22 protein-coding genes are annotated in these 16,804 nt (G+C 47.2%); 9 read left to right on the forward strand and 13 right to left on the reverse strand.

The window, feature by feature from the left end; genetic code table 11:
- The first annotated feature begins 397 nt into the window (after positions 1-397).
- Positions 398-760: a YgzB family protein gene (locus tag ACFSUB_RS00005; RefSeq protein WP_380711153.1), complete on the forward strand. Its 363-nt coding sequence runs from the start codon at positions 398-400 to the stop codon at positions 758-760.
- 57 nt (positions 761-817) lie between these two features.
- Here the strand turns inward: ACFSUB_RS00005 and perR are convergent, their stop codons facing one another.
- The 3 genes from perR to bcp form a co-directional block, all read right to left on the reverse strand.
- On the reverse strand, positions 818-1,252 hold the full coding sequence (perR, locus tag ACFSUB_RS00010; protein ID WP_380711154.1) for a peroxide-responsive transcriptional repressor PerR: 435 nt from the start codon (positions 1,250-1,252) through the stop codon (positions 818-820).
- A gap of 99 nt (positions 1,253-1,351) precedes the next feature.
- Complete coding sequence (locus tag ACFSUB_RS00015; protein ID WP_380711155.1) at positions 1,352-1,657, reverse strand: cyclic-di-AMP receptor; 306 nt, start codon at positions 1,655-1,657, stop codon at positions 1,352-1,354.
- A 93-nt stretch (positions 1,658-1,750) separates the two neighbouring features.
- Positions 1,751-2,233 (reverse strand): thioredoxin-dependent thiol peroxidase, encoded by a 483-nt coding sequence (gene bcp, locus ACFSUB_RS00020; protein ID WP_380711209.1) that lies wholly within the window; start codon positions 2,231-2,233, stop codon positions 1,751-1,753.
- Positions 2,234-2,326: 93 nt separating this feature from the next.
- Between bcp and ACFSUB_RS00025 the strand changes: the two genes are divergently transcribed.
- From ACFSUB_RS00025 to ACFSUB_RS00035, 3 genes are read left to right on the forward strand one after another with little or no spacing between them, the layout of a single operon-like run.
- Positions 2,327-3,628 carry a glutamate-1-semialdehyde 2,1-aminomutase gene (locus ACFSUB_RS00025; protein ID WP_380711156.1) on the forward strand — a complete coding sequence of 434 codons (1,302 nt, stop codon included), beginning with the start codon at positions 2,327-2,329 and terminating at the stop codon, positions 3,626-3,628.
- Positions 3,629-3,686: 58 nt separating this feature from the next.
- On the forward strand, positions 3,687-4,931 hold the full coding sequence (locus ACFSUB_RS00030) for a GTPase family protein (protein ID WP_380711157.1): 1,245 nt from the start codon (positions 3,687-3,689) through the stop codon (positions 4,929-4,931).
- 41 nt (positions 4,932-4,972) lie between these two features.
- Positions 4,973-6,049 (forward strand): FUSC family protein, encoded by a 1,077-nt coding sequence (locus tag ACFSUB_RS00035; RefSeq protein ID WP_380711158.1) that lies wholly within the window; start codon positions 4,973-4,975, stop codon positions 6,047-6,049.
- Positions 6,050-6,348: 299 nt separating this feature from the next.
- Here the strand turns inward: ACFSUB_RS00035 and ACFSUB_RS00040 are convergent, their stop codons facing one another.
- Both ACFSUB_RS00040 and ntdP read right to left on the reverse strand, forming a co-directional pair.
- Positions 6,349-8,091: an ABC transporter ATP-binding protein gene (locus ACFSUB_RS00040; RefSeq protein WP_380711159.1), complete on the reverse strand. Its 1,743-nt coding sequence runs from the start codon at positions 8,089-8,091 to the stop codon at positions 6,349-6,351.
- Between the two features lie 13 nt (positions 8,092-8,104).
- Complete coding sequence (gene ntdP / locus ACFSUB_RS00045; protein ID WP_380711160.1) at positions 8,105-8,632, reverse strand: nucleoside tri-diphosphate phosphatase; 528 nt, start codon at positions 8,630-8,632, stop codon at positions 8,105-8,107.
- A 189-nt stretch (positions 8,633-8,821) separates the two neighbouring features.
- Here ntdP and ACFSUB_RS00050 point away from each other — a divergent pair, with 189 nt between their 5' ends.
- Positions 8,822-8,989 carry a hypothetical protein gene (locus tag ACFSUB_RS00050; protein WP_380711161.1) on the forward strand — a complete coding sequence of 56 codons (168 nt, stop codon included), beginning with the start codon at positions 8,822-8,824 and terminating at the stop codon, positions 8,987-8,989.
- A gap of 84 nt (positions 8,990-9,073) precedes the next feature.
- Here ACFSUB_RS00050 and ACFSUB_RS00055 read toward each other — a convergent pair whose 3' ends face one another.
- Both ACFSUB_RS00055 and fabL read right to left on the reverse strand, forming a co-directional pair.
- Complete coding sequence (locus ACFSUB_RS00055) at positions 9,074-9,259, reverse strand: gamma-type small acid-soluble spore protein (RefSeq protein ID WP_380711210.1); 186 nt, start codon at positions 9,257-9,259, stop codon at positions 9,074-9,076.
- 76 nt (positions 9,260-9,335) lie between these two features.
- Positions 9,336-10,085 carry an enoyl-[acyl-carrier-protein] reductase FabL gene (fabL, locus tag ACFSUB_RS00060; RefSeq protein WP_380711163.1) on the reverse strand — a complete coding sequence of 250 codons (750 nt, stop codon included), beginning with the start codon at positions 10,083-10,085 and terminating at the stop codon, positions 9,336-9,338.
- Between the two features lie 163 nt (positions 10,086-10,248).
- Here fabL and ACFSUB_RS00065 point away from each other — a divergent pair, with 163 nt between their 5' ends.
- Positions 10,249-10,563 (forward strand): hypothetical protein, encoded by a 315-nt coding sequence (locus ACFSUB_RS00065; RefSeq protein WP_380711164.1) that lies wholly within the window; start codon positions 10,249-10,251, stop codon positions 10,561-10,563.
- Between the two features lie 62 nt (positions 10,564-10,625).
- Positions 10,626-10,988 carry a hypothetical protein gene (locus ACFSUB_RS00070; RefSeq protein WP_380711165.1) on the forward strand — a complete coding sequence of 121 codons (363 nt, stop codon included), beginning with the start codon at positions 10,626-10,628 and terminating at the stop codon, positions 10,986-10,988.
- A 7-nt stretch (positions 10,989-10,995) separates the two neighbouring features.
- Here ACFSUB_RS00070 and ACFSUB_RS00075 read toward each other — a convergent pair whose 3' ends face one another.
- The 3 genes from ACFSUB_RS00075 to ACFSUB_RS00085 are packed head-to-tail and all read right to left on the reverse strand — an operon-like array spanning position 10,996 to position 13,182.
- A complete protein-coding gene (locus ACFSUB_RS00075) occupies positions 10,996-11,754 on the reverse strand; it encodes an SDR family NAD(P)-dependent oxidoreductase (RefSeq protein ID WP_380711166.1) in 759 nt (252 codons plus the stop codon).
- Entirely contained in the window at positions 11,745-12,842 is a 1,098-nt protein-coding gene (gene mutY / locus ACFSUB_RS00080) for an A/G-specific adenine glycosylase (protein WP_380711167.1), read from the reverse strand. The genes ACFSUB_RS00075 and mutY overlap by 10 nt, the downstream gene beginning before the upstream one ends.
- A 1-nt stretch (position 12,843) precedes the next feature.
- On the reverse strand, positions 12,844-13,182 hold the full coding sequence (locus tag ACFSUB_RS00085) for a hypothetical protein (RefSeq protein WP_380711168.1): 339 nt from the start codon (positions 13,180-13,182) through the stop codon (positions 12,844-12,846).
- 100 nt (positions 13,183-13,282) lie between these two features.
- On the opposite strand from ACFSUB_RS00085, the gene ACFSUB_RS00090 reads away from it, so the two are divergent.
- The gene (locus ACFSUB_RS00090; protein ID WP_380711169.1) at positions 13,283-14,266 is read left to right on the forward strand and encodes a metal-dependent hydrolase; all 984 of its coding nucleotides are present in this window, start codon (positions 13,283-13,285) and stop codon (positions 14,264-14,266) included.
- A 21-nt stretch (positions 14,267-14,287) separates the two neighbouring features.
- Here the strand turns inward: ACFSUB_RS00090 and ACFSUB_RS00095 are convergent, their stop codons facing one another.
- From ACFSUB_RS00095 to recX, 3 genes are read right to left on the reverse strand one after another with little or no spacing between them, the layout of a single operon-like run.
- Positions 14,288-14,533 carry a YfhJ family protein gene (locus ACFSUB_RS00095; RefSeq protein WP_380711170.1) on the reverse strand — a complete coding sequence of 82 codons (246 nt, stop codon included), beginning with the start codon at positions 14,531-14,533 and terminating at the stop codon, positions 14,288-14,290.
- A gap of 11 nt (positions 14,534-14,544) precedes the next feature.
- Positions 14,545-14,871 (reverse strand): YfhH family protein, encoded by a 327-nt coding sequence (locus ACFSUB_RS00100; protein ID WP_380711171.1) that lies wholly within the window; start codon positions 14,869-14,871, stop codon positions 14,545-14,547.
- Positions 14,813-15,685, reverse strand: coding sequence for a recombination regulator RecX (recX, locus tag ACFSUB_RS00105; protein ID WP_380711172.1), 873 nt, complete (start codon positions 15,683-15,685; stop codon positions 14,813-14,815). The genes ACFSUB_RS00100 and recX overlap by 59 nt, the downstream gene beginning before the upstream one ends.
- A gap of 123 nt (positions 15,686-15,808) precedes the next feature.
- Here recX and ACFSUB_RS00110 point away from each other — a divergent pair, with 123 nt between their 5' ends.
- Entirely contained in the window at positions 15,809-16,711 is a 903-nt protein-coding gene (locus ACFSUB_RS00110; protein ID WP_380711173.1) for a TIGR01777 family oxidoreductase, read from the forward strand.
- Positions 16,712-16,804: the final 93 nt, after the last annotated feature.

Genomic DNA, 16,804 nt, shown 5'->3' on the forward strand with positions numbered 1-16,804 from the left:
TTATCTGTAATGATCCAAAAGATCATTTGAATTGACAGACGCTTGACTTTCATTCAATTTTCAAAGGGCAGATATCAGCGCCGCTTAATCAGCGACTTTTATAATTTATCATTTCTCCAAGTGGTTAGTCAATAACTTTTTTGAAGAATTTCAGCCGCCGTCTGTTGTTCCCTCAACAGCGACAGTAACTACTTTATCACCGTACCCGTAGTGAGTCAACACTTCATTGAAATTTTTTATAAAATGGTTCACCTTATTGATTTCATCCCTGCTGTGCAGCAATTAACCATTTTCTTTCCCTGCAATTCTTTGTGACGTTCCCCTCTTGTAAATCGAAAGGAACGACCGCTGATGAAAGCCGCACTTTATGATATACTTTCACCACAGGAGGTATTGTATGGCATCAAAAGGAATGAACAAGATTAATCGAATCAGGACATTTGCCCTTTCCCTTGTCTTTATAGGGATCCTGGTTATGTATATCGGAATCTTTTTTGATTCCTCCCCCTTGATTATGACAATAAGCATGATTATTGGTTTTGTTTTTGTCATATCAAGCAGCGGGATTTATTTCTGGATCGGTATGATTTCCACGAACACCGTGAAGGTGGAATGCCCCGGGTGCGGAAAAGTAACCAAGGTACTGGGAAGAGTCGATGCGTGTATGTATTGTGATGAACCTTTAACACTCGATCCCGAGTTGGAAGGAAAAGAACTTGATTCATCCTACAACCGCGGATCTTCCCGGCATAAATCCTGACTCCGGAGAAAAAAAGGCTCTTTACGAGGTCATCCTCCTAAAGAGCCTTTTTTCCTTTTAATGAGCAACAGCATTGCAGTCCCGGCAGCTTCCGTATATCTCCATCCGGTGATCATGCACCTGAAATCCGGTAACCTGCTCAGCCAGGGTTTCCACTTCATCCAGCCCGGGATAATGAAAATCCACTATTTTTCCGCAGTCGGAGCAGATGATGTGGTAATGGTCGGTTGTTACACAGTCAAATCGGCTCGATGAGTCTCCATACGTCAGTTCTTTTACAATACCGACGTTTTTGAATACGCGGAGGTTGTTGTATACCGTAGCAACGCTCATGTTTGGGAATTTGCTTTCAAGTGCTTTATAAATGTCATCAGCAGTTGGATGATTCATTGTTTCATACAAATATTCCAAAATGGCATGACGCTGCGGAGTCATGCGAACCTTCGTATTTTTAAGCGTATTAACCGCTTCCTGAAGATGTTCGTTCGCCATCGTCATGCACCTCTCTTTCTCCATTCACCAATTATTACATTATAATTCTTATAAATAATTCTATAGTAAACACGGAAATATTGTCAATGAAGGTATCTCTCAGGAGTTTTTCCCTGGATTACCGAAAAAGGCTGCGTTCTCTGCAGAAAGAACAAAATACGTAAACCGGCGGGGGGCTTCCGACTGTCTGCCTTTTTTCGATTCAAGAGAGGTGCAGGCTTCTTCCAGGTGCAATTTCAAGTCTTCGAGATTTTCTTCTTCCACACCAAAAAGAAAGGTCGTACTTCCTTTTTTGATAAAACCTCCGCTGCTTGAAAGCTCTGTCATCCGGTACCCTTTTTGGTTCATTTGTTTTTCAATATGGGATGTATAATAATTGTTCACGATACAGATCATCAGCTTCATATTCAATCCCCCCGGCCATGATTTCTAATACTTTATTATATCACGTCCGTTTTTTCTGTAACACACAGAAGCAAGAAAGAATGACGCTTCCCTTCAGGAGATTTTTAGATTGTCTTTTATATATTGCAGCGTGTCCTGCACGTGATTTTTCACTTTCACGTTCTTCCATTCCTGAACAATGGTTCCTGTTTCATCAATGATGAATGTGGAACGGACAATCCCCATGTATTCCCTTCCGATATTCTCTTTGAGCTGGTGAACTCCAAAAGCATCAGCCAATTCCTTGTTTTCATCGGCCAGTAGTGGAAATGGGAGTTTATTTTTATCTATAAATTTCTGATGTGAATCCAGCGAATCCGGGCTGACACCGAGTATCTTCGTATTTTCTTCCTCAAAATCCGCTGACCAGTCCCTGAAATCACAAGCCTGAGTTGTGCACCCCGGGGTCATGTCTTTCGGGTAAAAATAAAGGACGACGTTTTTTCCTTCATAATCAGCCAGACTGATGCTTCCCCCGCTGCTTACGGGCAGTACGAATTCAGGCGCTTTCTTTCCTATCATATCTGACACGTTCATCATCCTTTCGTGTAATTCCAGAGGGCTGTTATTGGTCCTCTCTTCTTCATGATACAATATGTGTTGAAAGTTTTCATATAAGGAGGAACAATAATGGACAGAAAACAATCCCAGCACTTGTATAATGAAGCATGTGAACATATTGTCGGCGGGGTGAACAGTCCCTCCCGCTCCTTCAAAGGCGTCGGCGGCGGTGCGCCGGTTTTCATGGAAAAAGGGAACGGAGCGTACCTGTATGACGTAGACGGCGGCACCTATATCGATTACCTTGGCGCTTACGGACCTATTATCACCGGACATGCCCATCCTCATATTACACAGGCGGTGACGCGTGCGGCGGAAAACGGTGTTCTGTACGGCACACCGACCGTCCTGGAAAACAGGTTTGCGCGTATGCTGAAAGAAGCCATCCCTTCTTTAGAAAAAGTTCGTTTCGTGAACTCAGGTACGGAAGCGGTCATGACAACGATCCGGGTGGCGCGGGCTTATACCGGTCGTACAAAGATAGTAAAGTTCTCCGGGTGTTACCACGGCCACTCCGACCTTGTGCTCGTCGCAGCAGGGTCCGGACCTGCCACTCTCGGCTCACCAGACTCTGCGGGCGTGACAGAAAGCACTGCTGAAGAAGTGATTACCGTTCCATTTAATAACACCCAGGCGCTGCAGGACGTTCTCGACAAATGGGGGGATGATATCGCGGCTGTACTTGTAGAACCAATTGTCGGTAATTTTGGTATCGTTGAACCCGCGGAAGGGTTTCTGGAGCAGGTGAACGAAGCTGCTCATCAGGCCGGTTCTCTTGTTATTTATGATGAAGTCATCACCGCTTTTCGTTTTACATATGGCGGAGCCCAGGATCTTTATGGTGTAAAGCCGGACATGACTGCTATGGGTAAAGTGATTGGAGGCGGACTTCCAATCGGCGCTTACGGCGGAAGGGTGGATATTATGGAAAACGTTGCTCCCCTCGGTCCTGCCTATCAGGCCGGTACGATGTCTGGAAACCCTGTTTCCATAAGTGCCGGCATTGCGTGCCTTGAAGTACTTGGGCAGGAGGGTGTGTATGAGAATCTGGATCACCTCGGAAAACGGCTGGAAGACGGACTGCATCAAGTCATCCATGACCACTCCATTCCGGCAGTTATCAACCGGCGCTGCGGTGCATTGACCCTTTATTTCACCGACCGGAAAGTGACGGATTATGATGGTGCCGATGAAAGCGACGGCGCATTATTTCAGGACTTTTTCCACCTTATGCTGGATCAGGGAATCCATCTGGCTCCGTCCAAATACGAAGCATGGTTTTTGACGACAGCCCATACCGAAGCAGACATTGATCAAACAATCGAAGCTGCGCGCCATGCTTTCGACCAAATCGGGAAAAACAGACAGTAAGTGATTACATTACCCGGTGAATGGGAATACAGGATGGATAACAAAGGAGGGACATGACATGCAGAACGAAGAAACCAAACAATGGCTTCAGGAACCGGTTCGTTTGATGCGGAACAAACTTCTTCCCAAAGTGCCCGGGCCCGTCAAAAAGCAGATTGAAGGGGAAATCGAAAGACTCGAAGACATATTTCTCGATTACCGCTCCCCTCGTTTTGCCATCGTCGGCCGCCGCGGGGCGGGCAAATCCACATTTATTAATGCTGTTTTTCAGGAACCAGCTGCCAAAACCGGTTCCGTTAAGGCGCAGACAGGACGCGGGGTGTGGCATTCTTTTCATAAAGACAATGCAGCGTCAGGTGCCATGGATATTCTCGACACCAGAGGCATCGGGGAAGGCTCTCATCCAGAAGAAGAAGCTGATGAAGCTGATTCTCTGGAAGAAACCAAGCGCTCCCTGCGCGAAAAAAGTCCCGATGTATTTTTGTTTCTTGTAAAAGCCAAAGAAGTCGATGCCCGGATTCAGGAGGACATCGACCAGCTTCAGGAACTTCGTGCGTATGTTGAAGATGTTCACCAGTATGTCCCTCCTGTTATCGGTATTGTCACGCAGGTGGATGAACTCGATCCTGTGCATGATACAGAACCCCCTTATGAAGTAGAAAAAAGAAACAACATCGATCACGCAGCCTCTCATCTTGAGGACAAACTCAAAGATCAGATAGAAGGCGTTATTCAGGTGTTTCCGGTTTGTGCGTACCTGGCCTTTAAAGATGGAGAGATCGTATACGACCGGCGCTGGAATATGGAAGAAACTCTCCATTACCTTTTGGATCACCTGCCGGGCAGCACCTGGCTGCAATGGGCAAAAATTACCCAGGCTGCCGAAATCCAGCGCAGTATCGCCCGTTCGATTGGTAAAAGCGCTTCTCTTATCAACGGAGGTTTTGGAGCACAGCCTGTGCCTATTGCAGACATGCCCGTCATCACCGGAGTGCAGATCTCGATGATTACAAGCATCGCCTACATTTCAGGACGCGACCTCAACCGCAAAAGCATTCTCGAATTTCTCGGCGCCCTCGGTATTAACATAGGGGCGGCTTATGCCTTTCGTCAGGCGGCTCGGTCGCTTAGTAAAGTCGTTTTTCCTGGAGCCGGTCATGTCATTTCCGGAACCATCGCTTCAGCTGCAACATGGTCCCTGTGCAAAGCGGCCATTGCCTATTTCATTGACCGTCAGTCTGCCGAGCAGGCAAAAAAGATTTTTGAGAAGACACGCCGGGAAGAAGAACCACCGCAGAACTAAATGCCGGCCACCATGTGGAAAGAAAGGACTTGGAACGTCTCATGAGATTAGGGGCACGAATTTTCAAAACCGGGCTTGCCATCATCGCTGCCATCTACGCTGCTTCCTGGATCGGACTGGAACCGGCTTTCTTTGCAGCCATATCAGCAACGTTCGCTATTCAGCCTTCCATCTACCGGTCTTATCAAAGCATTCTGGAACAGGTACAGGCCAATGTTCTCGGCGCCGCCATCGCCATTGTATTCACACTGGCATTCGGCCATGAACCTTTTGTAATCGGAGCGGCGGTGATGCTTGCCATCAGTATTATTCTGAAACTGAAGCTGGAAAGCTCCGCCATTTCGCTTGCACTTGTTACAATCATTATTATTATGGGCCGTCCCGGCGACAGTTTTCTTATATTTGCGCTGGAACGGTTTTCCCTCGTTATGCTCGGGGTGCTGGCAGCCTTTCTCGTTAATATTTTGTTTTTTCCACCAAAATACGAAACCAAGCTTTACTATAAAATGACGGACCTGACAGATGAGGTCATCCGCTGGACCCGCCTTATACTTCGTCATGAAACGAATCAGCAGAGTTTGAAACACGATATACCCAGAATTAATGAATCTATTGTAGAAATAAGTAACTTGTATCTTTTCTTCAAAGAAGAGAGAAGTTATTTAAGAAACCATAAGCTCGTAAAGGCGCGGAAAGTTGTCCTGTTCAAACAGATGATCACCGCACTGCAGCATATCTTCACCATTCTTAAATCAATCCACCGGCACGAAAATGAACTGTACCACCTTCCTGAGGATATGCAGAAACAAATCAAATCCCAGCTCGATCATCTGATGGACTATCACGACCGGATTCTTCTTCGTTACGTCGGAAAAGTAAACACCCAGCTCCCCGGAGACATGGAAGAAGAAGTGATGACCGGAAAAACGCAGCTGGCCGAACAATTTATGAGAATTTATGATGAAGAAATACACCTGAAGGAAGAGTGGTTCCATGTTCTTCCGGTTGTTGCTCATATTATGGAATACCAGGACCACCTTGAACATCTGGACCGGCTCGTGGAAAGTTTCTTCAGCTACCATCAGGATGACAACACGGTCTATATCGAACAGGACTAAAAAGAGTCTGGGACAAAAATAAAATAAGCACAGGAAAGCACGAGTCACGGGTATCCCGCAGGAAGCGGGAGGCCCGTGACGTATTTCCACCGGATCATGACGTTGGAGGGCGCACCGGCTTATGAACGATTCCTTTCTCTTTTCAGGCAGCGGGGCGGGCTCTTGGCTGTGTCGGCCCGTTCCTTTTTTCCTTTTCCCGGTGAACGCAGCGTAGATTGGTTCAATGAAAAATGCCGGACGATTCAAAAGAATCGTCCGGCATTTTTCGTTTCTTTTAAAGGTTTTCTCGCAGACTCTTTCTATACATCCTGCACATCATACAGTCTCCTGTAGGAACCGTTTTGTTTCATCAGCTCTTCATGCGGACCGTCTTCTACCACTTCCCCGTTTTCCATCACAATGATGCGGTCGGCGTGGGTGATTGTGGATAATCGGTGCGCTACGATAAATGTCGTCCGGTCCCGGGCGAGCGCCTCCATCGCTTCCTGGATCAAATGCTCGCTTTCAAGGTCGAGCGCAGACGTTGCTTCATCAAATATCAGCATCGGCGGGTTTTTCACAAACACCCTTGCAATCGCGATGCGCTGCTTTTGACCCCCGGAAAGTTTGACTCCTCTTTCACCTACCGGCGTGTCATAGCCTTCCGTAAGATTCTGGATAAAGTCATGAGCATTGGCAGCTCTGGCTGCTGCTGTCACTTCTTCATCGGTTGCATCCGGATTCCCCATGCGGATATTCATCTTCACCGAGCCGCTGAATAAAATATTATCCTGAAGTACCATGCCGATTTTATCCCGGAGCGATTGAACCTGATAGTCCCGGATATCTCTTCCGTCCAGTTTGATTTGTCCTGCTGTGACATCGTAAAAACGCGGAATTAAGCTGACAAGCGTACTTTTTCCGCCGCCGCTCATCCCGACAAGGGCTATGGTTTCACCCGCTTTCACGTTCATGTCGACCGAATGAAGGACCTCCTCGCTTTCATCTTCATACTGAAAGGATACATTCTCAAATACTACGTCTCCTCCGGCATGTGTGAGCGGGACAGCATCCTTCCTGTCTTCGATGTCGTATTTCTCATCTATAAATTCAAACACACGGTCCATCGAAGCAATGGACTGAATAAGCGTGGTGGATGAATTAATCAGCCGCCGCAGCGGAGCATACATCCGCTCCATATAGGTAACAAATGCTGTCATTTCCCCAACCGAAAGACCTGATGTAATCACGAAATAACCGGCTGCCATAATGACCAAAAGGGGTGCAATATCCGTAATCGTATTCACGACAGCAAACGTTTTGGCGTTCCACTTCGTATGATCAACCGCCTTCTCCAAAAAATTGCTGTTGCGTTGATCAAACTGTTCCTGTTCATAATCTTCGAGCGCAAAACTCCGGATAACATTCATCCCCTGCACCCGCTCATGAAGGTGTCCCTGCACATCAGCAAGAGCCTGCGAACGGCGGGCGGTTAAGTCACGGAGTCTCGTATAGAAATAATTAATAGAGATAATATAAAGCGGGAACATCGACACAGCAACAAGCGTCAGCCAGCCGTTCATCGTAAGCATAATAAAAAGAACAATAAGAATGGTGGCCATATCAAGCCAGATATTCATCATTCCTGTAATGACAAAATTCTTCGTCTGTTCCACATCGTTAATAACCCGGGAAATAATTTCACCTGCTTTTCGATTGGAATAAAAGCGCAGGCTTAATTTCTGAATATGAGTGAACAGTTGATCCCTGATATCATAAAGAACTTTATTTCCCGTCCACTGGGCAAAATACTGGCGGTAGTACTCCACCGGCGGCCGGGTGACCAAAAAAAGTACGATGGCCCCGCCTGTTATCCAGAAAAGAGTCGATAGTTTTTCTCCTGAAGCCATATTATCTGCCAGTATGATTTCATCTATCACATGTGCAAGAATAAGAGGGGTGAGAAGCGGAATTCCAAACTTCAACACCCCAATAATAACGGTTAACACAATAATTTTGTTATAAGGCTTTACAAATTGTAAATATCTGCGGATACTGCCCATGGTTCACCTCAATCTACCGAAAAAAGAGAAACCGCTCGTACCATTTTTCCACAAAACCTGGTTCAAATGGTCCTTTACGCTGGTAAATCCAGCTTTGCAGTTCTTCAAGTCCTTCCGATACCTTTCGCTCCAGTTCCGGAGGGTAGTTCATTTTTCTTTTGTGCAGCTCGTACTCATCTTCATCGAGAACATGATAGGTCATATCAGGGAATATCTTTATATCCAGATCATAGTCAATATATTTTAATGCTTCTTCGTCCCACACAAACGGCGTGCCGACGTTACAGTAAAAATGAATGCCGTCGGAACGGATCATTCCAATCGTATTAAACCATTTATCGCTGTGAAAATAGCAGATGGCAGGCTCTCTCGTCCGCCACACCCGCCCATTTGCTTCATGAACGCGGATACGGTCATTTCCACCGATGATTTCTTTGGATGTCCCTTGAAGAATAAAGGTTTCTTCCCAGATCCGGTGAAGAGTGCCGTCATGTTTATAACTTTGTATTTCAATTACGCTGCCTGTTTCCGGGAAATCCATGCCTTTCTCCTTCCTGCTGCAAAACATAAATACGTAAATATTCCTGCCAACTTATTATACATCCAGCCGGTTATGAAGAAAACCGATGAAGCTTTTCCAACTGCCTTTACTTCATACGATTTGACGTTTATGTGCTATGCAGGAAGGGAAATTTCTTTTTAAAGAAGAAAGGATAAGGAGGGAGACACTATGCCAAGAAAAACACCTGATCAAGAGTATGAAGAGCGTCATATTGAAAAAAAGGAAGACAACTCAAGTGTTGCTGCGACCTTTATTAAATACGCCGCTTACGTCATTATATTTTTCGGATTTTTATGGTTTCTCGTACAGTATGTATTCCCCATGCTTCCGCAGTAAACGAAAATAATGATACATGCGTATGCGATGTAAAAAGACCTCTCTGGATCAAAAAATCCAGAGAGGTCTTTTTTACTGTGTTCGTTACTGCTGTTGTTGATTCTGGTTTTTCTTCTGCTCAGACTGCTGGTTCTGTCTGCGGACTTCCTGTGCGTCTGTTTCACTTGCAAATTCGGTCTGCTGACTTTGATTCTGTGCAGAAGCCGCGTTTTGACGGCGTACTTTCTTTGCGTCGGTTTGTGAAGCGTTGTTTTGCTGCTGGTTGTTCATAGCCATTCTTCATCACCCCCACATCGATTAATCTGCCCGCTCGTCCGGCAAATTATCCATCCCGGTGGTGGTAATATCAGGTTAAAAGCGAAATGCCCCCATCAATGACAATCGTCTGTCCCCGGATCATGGACGCTTCATCCGACAAGAGAAACATCACCCCGTCGGCAAGATCCGTGGTTGTCACCATTCTTCCGGCCGGCGTCCGTTGTTCTGCTTCCCGGATCAGCTCCTCCCTGTTCGGAAAATGGGTAAGAGCATCCGTGTCGACCGCGCCGCCGGAAACCGCATTCACGACAATTCCCTTTTCTGCAAGTTCCACTGCCAGATACCTCGTAAGCGCCTCCACGGCCGCTTTGGAGACACCCACCGCCGTGTAGTTTTCTAAATAACGCCGGGCGCCGAGAGAGCTGAGACTGACTATTTTTCCTCCGTTATTCTTTTCCATCAACACCGCTGCTTCCTGAGCGCAGAATAGCAGCGCCTTGCTGTTGATATCCATCGTCCAGTCCCAGTGACTTTCCTCCAGTTCCATTGCCGGACGCAGAACACCGGAGGCTGCATTATTTACAAATACATCCAAGCGTCCGAAGTGCTCGTCAATGGCGGCGAACAATTCCTTTACCTTTTCCGGTTTTCCTACATTTGCTTTCACCGTTAGTGCTTTCACACCGTATGTTTCAATTTCTTCTGCGGTTTCAAGAGCCGCACTCTTACTTCGTGCATAATTAATAACAATATTATATCCTTTGGCGGCCAGCTTCAAAGCAGTTTCTCTGCCGATGCCGCGGGTACTTCCGGTGACGAGAGCTGTTTTTTGTTCCATCGTCTCCTCCTTTCCAGGCACCACATCATTATAACGTATACACTCCATCCATCCCACAAAAATAATGTAAAAATACCGGTATCCTATGGAGGAATTCCCCTAGTGTGATTTTTTACCACACCGGGTATAGATATTCTAAACAGGACAGGAAAGGAGAATTTCCATGGAACGTCTCACGTATTATGTCGAACTGGAACAGCCTATGATGGGCATTACCGACATGAAAACAAGCGAAAATACGATTCAGTATGAAATACACGCCACACCTGATGAAAAACATGAACTGGAAAAAATGATAAACAACGTACAGCATGAAGCGCTGAACGGTGCAGATATCATGGGACGTGTACATGATGAAACGAAAGCCGATCAGGCCAAGCGCGAAATGAAAACAGAAATGCAGGAGCTGTATCAGAAAATTTACGAGCTGGGCGCACCGGAAACAAAAGAATTTTTCCGGAGTCAGGGACTGGCGTAATGTATAAAACCTGTCCATCCGCGGGATAGTAATGGCACTTATGAAACAGGAGGCAGAAAACGTTGGATAAACAGACGTATTATGTGAACCTGAATCCAATCAGTATGGATGATGTCAGCCGCGTGAAAATACCGGACAGCAATATGATTCAGTATGAAATTGAGGCCGATCCGGAGGAACTCAAGTCCCTCGATGTGCTTTTGAATGAAACACAGGCTCACGACCTGGAATCACGCAACCTGTTTACGTTCCGCCATTTTGACGAATCGATTGAAGAAACCGACCGTCACGAATTTCAGCGGGGCATGGATCATGTGCTGGAGAAGATTTATGAACTCGGCACTCCGGAAACGAAACAAAAAATAGAGGAGGCCCATATTCTGAATGACGACCCCAAACGGAATATGAGAAAGCCTCCCCATTAAATTTTTTCTACATGTTCATGTTTGACTGTCCACCGTCGACATTAAGGCTTGCGCCGGTGACCCATGACGCGCGTTCTGAGGCCATAAAGACAGTCACATCGGCAATTTCCTCAACGGTTCCAAAGCGCCCGGCCGGAATCTGCTCCTTCACAAACTGATTGATTTTTTCCGGATTTTCTTCGAGACGTTTCTGCCAGTTGCCGCTCGGATGAAGAATGGCTCCTGGAGCGACCGAGTTCACCCGGACTCCAAAAGGCGCCGTTTCATCAGCGAGCGCTTTCGTAAAGCTGATCATGGCGGCTTTTGCGTTGTTATAAGTGGCCTTCCCGCCGGATTCCCTTCCGAAAATCGAAGAGATATTAATAATACTGCCGCTCTCCTTCTCTTTCATGGCAGGAAGAACAGCCTTACTGAACTGAACCGCCGATAAATAATTCAGCTGGATGGCCTCTTCGAAGGAAGAGAGCGGTGTTTCTTCAATACTGCCGCCGCTGCTCCCGCCGACATTGTTGATAAGAATGTCTATGGAACCAAGCGCTTCGACCGCTTCATTGTACGTCCGATCCCGCTCTGCTTCTTCTTTCAAGTCCGCCTGAATCAGGTGCATGCCTCCCAGTTCTTCCTGTGCCTGCTGCAGCCCTTCTTTTGATCTTGCTGCAATCGCAACTTCTGCTTCCTCGGCCAGAAACCGGGCAGCAATTCCTTTCCCTATTCCTTTTGAGCCGCCGGTAATGAGTACACGTTTTCCTTTTAGTCCTAAATCCATGAAGATGCCTCCTTTTCTTTTTGTTCATCGAGTATTTTTTGATGGGAAACAGGAAAGGCATAGTTCTGGATTTCCTCCCAGGTTACCCACCGGCAGTCCGGATCCTGCACGTTACTTTCTGTGGTCCAGGCTTCAAAAACGGTGATGTACCATATTAAATGAGAAAAAACATGTTCCACTTTCTGAACCGGTTCTTTGATTTGAGCCGTAACTCCGTATTCGCCGGAAAGATACTGGTGCAACGCTTCTATCCGTTCTCCGTCCCGGGGCACTTCCGTATTTGGAAACTCCCAGAGTCTGGCCAGGAGCCCCGTCTCCCCGCGTTGATGAATAAGAATCTGTCCGTGTTCATTTTTCACCACCGCAGCAGCCATATCTTTTGCTTTCGGAGCCTTCTTTTTGGCTTTTACCGGAAGGTCTTCGGCCGTACCCGCCCGGCGCGCTTCACAGAAACTCTGCACCGGACAGAGGAGACACCCCGGAGATTTCGGCGTACAGACGAGCGCCCCGAGTTCCATGACAGCCTGATTAAATTCAGACGGCTTCACCTCTTCCAGAAATGGAGCCACAAGGGATTCAAACCGTTTCCTCGTTTTTGCTTTCCCTATATCATCAGAAATATTGAAAATCCTTGAGAACACACGCATCACGTTTCCATCCACCGCAGGTTCGGGTTTTTCGTAAGCGATGCTCAGCACCGCCCCTGATGTGTACGGCCCTACCCCCTTCAGCGACGAAAAAGCATCCCGGTCTTCCGGTACCCTGCCTCCGTATTCTTCCACCACTTCTTTCACCGCGGTCTGCAGGTTACGCACTCTGGAATAATAACCAAGACCTTCCCATGCTTTCATCACCTTTTCTTCTTCGGCATACGCGAGAGCTTCCGGGGTGGGAAATTCATTCATGAAATGATAAAAATACGGGATAACGGTGTCCACTTTCGTCTGCTGCAGCATAATTTCGGAGACCCATACTTTGTAAGGATCCTGGTCCTGCCGCCAGGGCAGTTCCCGTTTATGATGGTTGTACCACAAAAGCAGCGCGTCCTGAAATTCATGAATGGTGTCTTCATCGGGGTATGTGTGCATATCACGTTCCTCCTGTCTTTTCTTCCAGTTCATCGTTTTTGGAGACAAACCCCCAGCAGTGGAGGTTATCCAGACCGCCTTCCAGGCATTCGTCCAATTTTTTAAATACCGGATGATTCTTTGAACGACGAGCCTCTTTTACGGTATGATATACAGACAGGCTTTCGAGTTCGAACATTTCGACATACAAGCCGTTCTGATCTACGGCTTCAAACCACTGGAAAGCAGACGCGCCGAAGTCAGCCAATGCTTCGACGGTCTCCTCCATGAGCTGCCTGTACCGCTGTTCTTTGCCGGCGGCGATTTTATACTCTATAAATATATGTATTTTTTTCTGCATACGGTTTTATTCCCCTTTTTATGCGTTCTATAATCGGGTATAACTAATACAGCCGGGAAGATGCGGAGGGAGTCAACGTGATTGAAGGAGGACACCGCGAATGGATACAGCTACACATGTTGTGATGGGGGTCGGAATTGGTGCACTTGCTGCGCTCGATCCGGTCGTTTCCGAGACTCCCGCTTCCATGCAGACCGTCATGGCAGCTGTTATCATCGGCTCCCAGGCTCCGGATTTCGATACCGTACTGAAGCTGAAAAACAACGCTGTCTACATACGATATCACAGAGGTCCGACCCATTCGATTCCGGCTGTTCTGCTCTGGCCGCTTGCCGTAGCAGGCACCGTATTCGCTTTTTCGCCGGAAGTATCGTTTCTGCACCTTTGGCTTTGGACGTTTCTGGCGGTATTTCTGCACGTTTTTGTCGACATTTTTAATGCGTACGGAACACAGGCGCTTTCTCCTTTTAACAGAAGGTGGATGGCGCTCGGCGTCATCAATATTTTTGATCCACTCATCTTTTTTGCCCATATCTTTGCCTTTATATTGTGGCGGTACGGGGCTCCTCCCGGGCTGACGATGATTCTGCTCTACACCGGTCTGATTTTTTATTATATCTGGCGGATGCTCGCCAGAAACAAGGTGTTGCAGCTGGCCCAGCAGTTTCATCCCGGAGCGACGCATTTTTTTATTTCACCAACATTTAACTGGTACAAATGGCATCTGGTTATCCGCACGGCCGACAGGCTTCACGTCACAGAAGTCCGTAACGCCAGGCTCCGCTACCTGGAGAGCTATCCGTTTGAGCCGATTCCTGATGACATGGTTATCAATAAAGCCCGCGAGGACAAAAATCTGGCTGCCTTTCTCTCGTTTTCACCGACATACCGCTGGATTGTCTACGAGTCCGGCAGCGGCTGGGAAGTAAAATTCATCGACCTTCGTTACCGAAGCAAAGGCTGGTATCCTTTTGTTGCCGTCGTCCGGCTGCATCAGGATTTATCCGTTCACACGTCCTACACCGGCTGGATCTACAGCGACGAAACATTGGAAAAAAAATTAAAGCAGGGAGAAAAACAATAAGTTTTTCTCCTTTTTTATTCTCTATAAATGGTTGAACCTGCTGTTGGTTGGTTCGTACCGATGCAGGTGCGGTCCGTACTGCTCCAGCCACTTTTTTACAATCGTTTCGGTAACCTCCGGTCCTTTGTACTCCCGGCCGGACCTTGCGCGGGTGGCTTCAAAGTCTTCCCATAAATGTTCGACCCAGCTTCTTGCCTGCTCCGCACTTAATTCCGGATTCAGCAACCTCAGCTGGTCGGTCAATCTCTCAAAAACAGGTTCCATCATTATCATCCTTTCTACAGCGATGTTGGCTTCACCTTATCCAACAGTGAAATCGGCACCGCTTCGAGCTTGTCCGACCGTTCTCTGAATCCCCAGGCGAACACTCCGTTATAATATTTCACAAAAAAAGTATTCGCCTCCTGTTTGAGGGCATAGCGCTGCCCGGCCATGAAATCATCGGGATTGAGCAAATACGCTTCAGCCATAATACGTCTTTGTTCCTGAACGGCGAAATCACTCGCATTCCCAAGCTGCTGTGCTTTATTTGATTTCTCATGAAGTTCACGGATTTCGTCCCATAATTCCTGTTCGGTCATCTGACTGTACTTCTTCTTCATCATGCTGCCTCCTTTCTCTGACGTCCTCCAGAAATTCCTGAATGACAGAAAGCGGAAAACCTTTCCGGTATAAGTGTTCCTTCAGTTTCATTTCCAGCGTATAGCCGTCATATTTGTCCTTCCATTTGCGGAGTGCCTTCTCCCCCTGCTGGAATACTGCTTCCCGCTGTTCTTCCTCAGGCTGCTCCAGATCCGCTCTATTCCAGGCCTCCTGGGCGATCTCCCTGAAAAAACCTTTTCTCATCAACGCGTTCATGAGCCTGATTTTCATTGCAGAGGCGGACTCATTCTTTTTAGGTTTCCCTTTTTTTTCAAGAAAGGTATCCGCCGCTTCCAGCTGCATGTCCGGCGTGAACTGCAGGAGCGCCTCATCGGCAAGGTGCTCCGACACCCCTTTTTGATAAAGCTGTTCTTTAATAACCACCGGGCCTTTATCCGATGTATTCATTTTCGTGCGGACAAAAGCCATCGCAAACTCTTCATCCTGCAGAAAGCGGTATTCTTTCAGACGGCTGATTGCTTTTTCCACAGCTTCCGGTTCATATTCTTTTTGGTGCAGATACTGTCTTACCTGATATTCCGTACGCATCGAGCTGGCTAAATAGTGAAGCGCATCATTCCAGCATTTCCGCTTTTGATCAGCCGCCTTTATCGCTTCGATGTCATTCTCGGACAGTGTCATTCCTTTTTGAAGCTGCCACTCTACAAGAATTTGTTCGTCTACGCTGAACGCGTATTCCTCTTTTTCTCCATCTTTCAAAAAGACATTAAAACGGTCCGATCGTTTTTGTTGTGTTGTCAGTTTGGCGATTTTCATAAACGTTTCCTCGCTTCCAGACTGGAATTTGAAACGGTGATGTGATTATCTGCTGTCTGATCAGGGTATAAATGACCAGGAACAGGATACTTCAACCCGCACCTATCGAAAGGGGCATGTCATATGAATATTGCGATTACCGGGGGAACCGGTTTTATTGGTTCGGCTTTAACCGGTTACCTGACCGGACTTGGACATCATGTTTATATTTTAACAAGAAACAGCACCAGCAAACAGAATAAAGATCTCATTACATTCGTCGAATGGCTCCATCCTGACTCCCGGCCGGAGGATCACCTTCCCGTTCTGAATGCCATCGTGAACCTTGCCGGCACTTCCATCAATAAACGCTGGACAGCGGAGAATAAAAAAGCCATCCTGCAGAGCCGGCTCGAAGCAACAGGAGAGATCCTTCGAGTCATCCGGGCGCTCGATCATAAACCTGACGTTTTGCTCAATGCGTCAGCAGTCGGCTGGTACGGAACATCAACAACGGCCGAATTCACCGAAAACAGCACACCGGTGAGCAGAGATTTCCTTCAGTACGTTTGTCAGCAGTGGGAAAAGGAAGCGGGCCGCGCCGAGGAGGAAGGGGTGCGTACCGTCTTTGCACGATTCGGGCTGATACTCGATGATTCAGAAGGGGCGCTCCCCCTTATGATGCTTCCTTATAAATTATTTGCCGGCGGACCTGTCGGAACCGGCAGGCAGTGGTATTCGTGGGTACACCTTCAGGATGTCATCCAGATGCTGCATTTGGTACTTACCCATAAGAACGTGGAAGGCCCGCTCAATATCACCGCACCGAACCCTGAACGGATGAAAGATTTCGGGAAAACACTAGGGAACAAACTGAACCGTCCGCACTGGGCACCGGTTCCTTCGTTTTTCATCCGGAACCTGCTTGGCGAAATGAGCCTTCTGATTCTCGAAGGGCAGAAAGTAATACCGCAGAAAGCACTGGCACAAGGCTACACCTTCACCTATCCAACGCTCGACAAAGCGCTCCATCATATTACTTCATAAAACAGGCATTCCAAAAAGAAAGCCCGGTGCAAAAGGTAGCAGACCGCCCTCAAAAACCCTTGATTGTCAGTATACACCATTGTAATAGAAAAA

It is taken from the genome of Salibacterium lacus (genome assembly GCF_042684865.1).
GTDB lineage: Bacteria > Bacillota > Bacilli > Bacillales > Marinococcaceae > Salibacterium > Salibacterium lacus.

Excerpts from the sequence above, each read along its gene's own strand:
- ACFSUB_RS00005 (WP_380711153.1), top strand. The coding sequence starts at position 398 with ATGGCATCAAAAGGAATGAACAAGATTAATCGAATCAGGACATTTGCC.
- perR (WP_380711154.1), bottom strand. The coding sequence starts at position 1,252 with ATGGCGAACGAACATCTTCAGGAAGCGGTTAATACGCTTAAAAATACG.
- ACFSUB_RS00015 (WP_380711155.1), bottom strand. The coding sequence starts at position 1,657 with ATGAAGCTGATGATCTGTATCGTGAACAATTATTATACATCCCATATT.
- bcp (WP_380711209.1), bottom strand. The coding sequence starts at position 2,233 with ATGAACGTGTCAGATATGATAGGAAAGAAAGCGCCTGAATTCGTACTG.
- ACFSUB_RS00025 (WP_380711156.1), top strand. The coding sequence starts at position 2,327 with ATGGACAGAAAACAATCCCAGCACTTGTATAATGAAGCATGTGAACAT.
- ACFSUB_RS00030 (WP_380711157.1), top strand. The coding sequence starts at position 3,687 with ATGCAGAACGAAGAAACCAAACAATGGCTTCAGGAACCGGTTCGTTTG.
- ACFSUB_RS00035 (WP_380711158.1), top strand. The coding sequence starts at position 4,973 with ATGAGATTAGGGGCACGAATTTTCAAAACCGGGCTTGCCATCATCGCT.
- ACFSUB_RS00040 (WP_380711159.1), bottom strand. The coding sequence starts at position 8,091 with ATGGGCAGTATCCGCAGATATTTACAATTTGTAAAGCCTTATAACAAA.
- ntdP (WP_380711160.1), bottom strand. The coding sequence starts at position 8,632 with ATGGATTTCCCGGAAACAGGCAGCGTAATTGAAATACAAAGTTATAAA.
- ACFSUB_RS00050 (WP_380711161.1), top strand. The coding sequence starts at position 8,822 with ATGCCAAGAAAAACACCTGATCAAGAGTATGAAGAGCGTCATATTGAA.
- ACFSUB_RS00055 (WP_380711210.1), bottom strand. The coding sequence starts at position 9,259 with ATGAACAACCAGCAGCAAAACAACGCTTCACAAACCGACGCAAAGAAA.
- fabL (WP_380711163.1), bottom strand. The coding sequence starts at position 10,085 with ATGGAACAAAAAACAGCTCTCGTCACCGGAAGTACCCGCGGCATCGGC.
- ACFSUB_RS00065 (WP_380711164.1), top strand. The coding sequence starts at position 10,249 with ATGGAACGTCTCACGTATTATGTCGAACTGGAACAGCCTATGATGGGC.
- ACFSUB_RS00075 (WP_380711166.1), bottom strand. The coding sequence starts at position 11,754 with ATGGATTTAGGACTAAAAGGAAAACGTGTACTCATTACCGGCGGCTCA.
- mutY (WP_380711167.1), bottom strand. The coding sequence starts at position 12,842 with ATGCACACATACCCCGATGAAGACACCATTCATGAATTTCAGGACGCG.
- ACFSUB_RS00085 (WP_380711168.1), bottom strand. The coding sequence starts at position 13,182 with ATGCAGAAAAAAATACATATATTTATAGAGTATAAAATCGCCGCCGGC.
- ACFSUB_RS00090 (WP_380711169.1), top strand. The coding sequence starts at position 13,283 with ATGGATACAGCTACACATGTTGTGATGGGGGTCGGAATTGGTGCACTT.
- ACFSUB_RS00095 (WP_380711170.1), bottom strand. The coding sequence starts at position 14,533 with ATGATGGAACCTGTTTTTGAGAGATTGACCGACCAGCTGAGGTTGCTG.
- ACFSUB_RS00100 (WP_380711171.1), bottom strand. The coding sequence starts at position 14,871 with ATGATGAAGAAGAAGTACAGTCAGATGACCGAACAGGAATTATGGGAC.
- recX (WP_380711172.1), bottom strand. The coding sequence starts at position 15,685 with ATGAAAATCGCCAAACTGACAACACAACAAAAACGATCGGACCGTTTT.
- ACFSUB_RS00110 (WP_380711173.1), top strand. The coding sequence starts at position 15,809 with ATGAATATTGCGATTACCGGGGGAACCGGTTTTATTGGTTCGGCTTTA.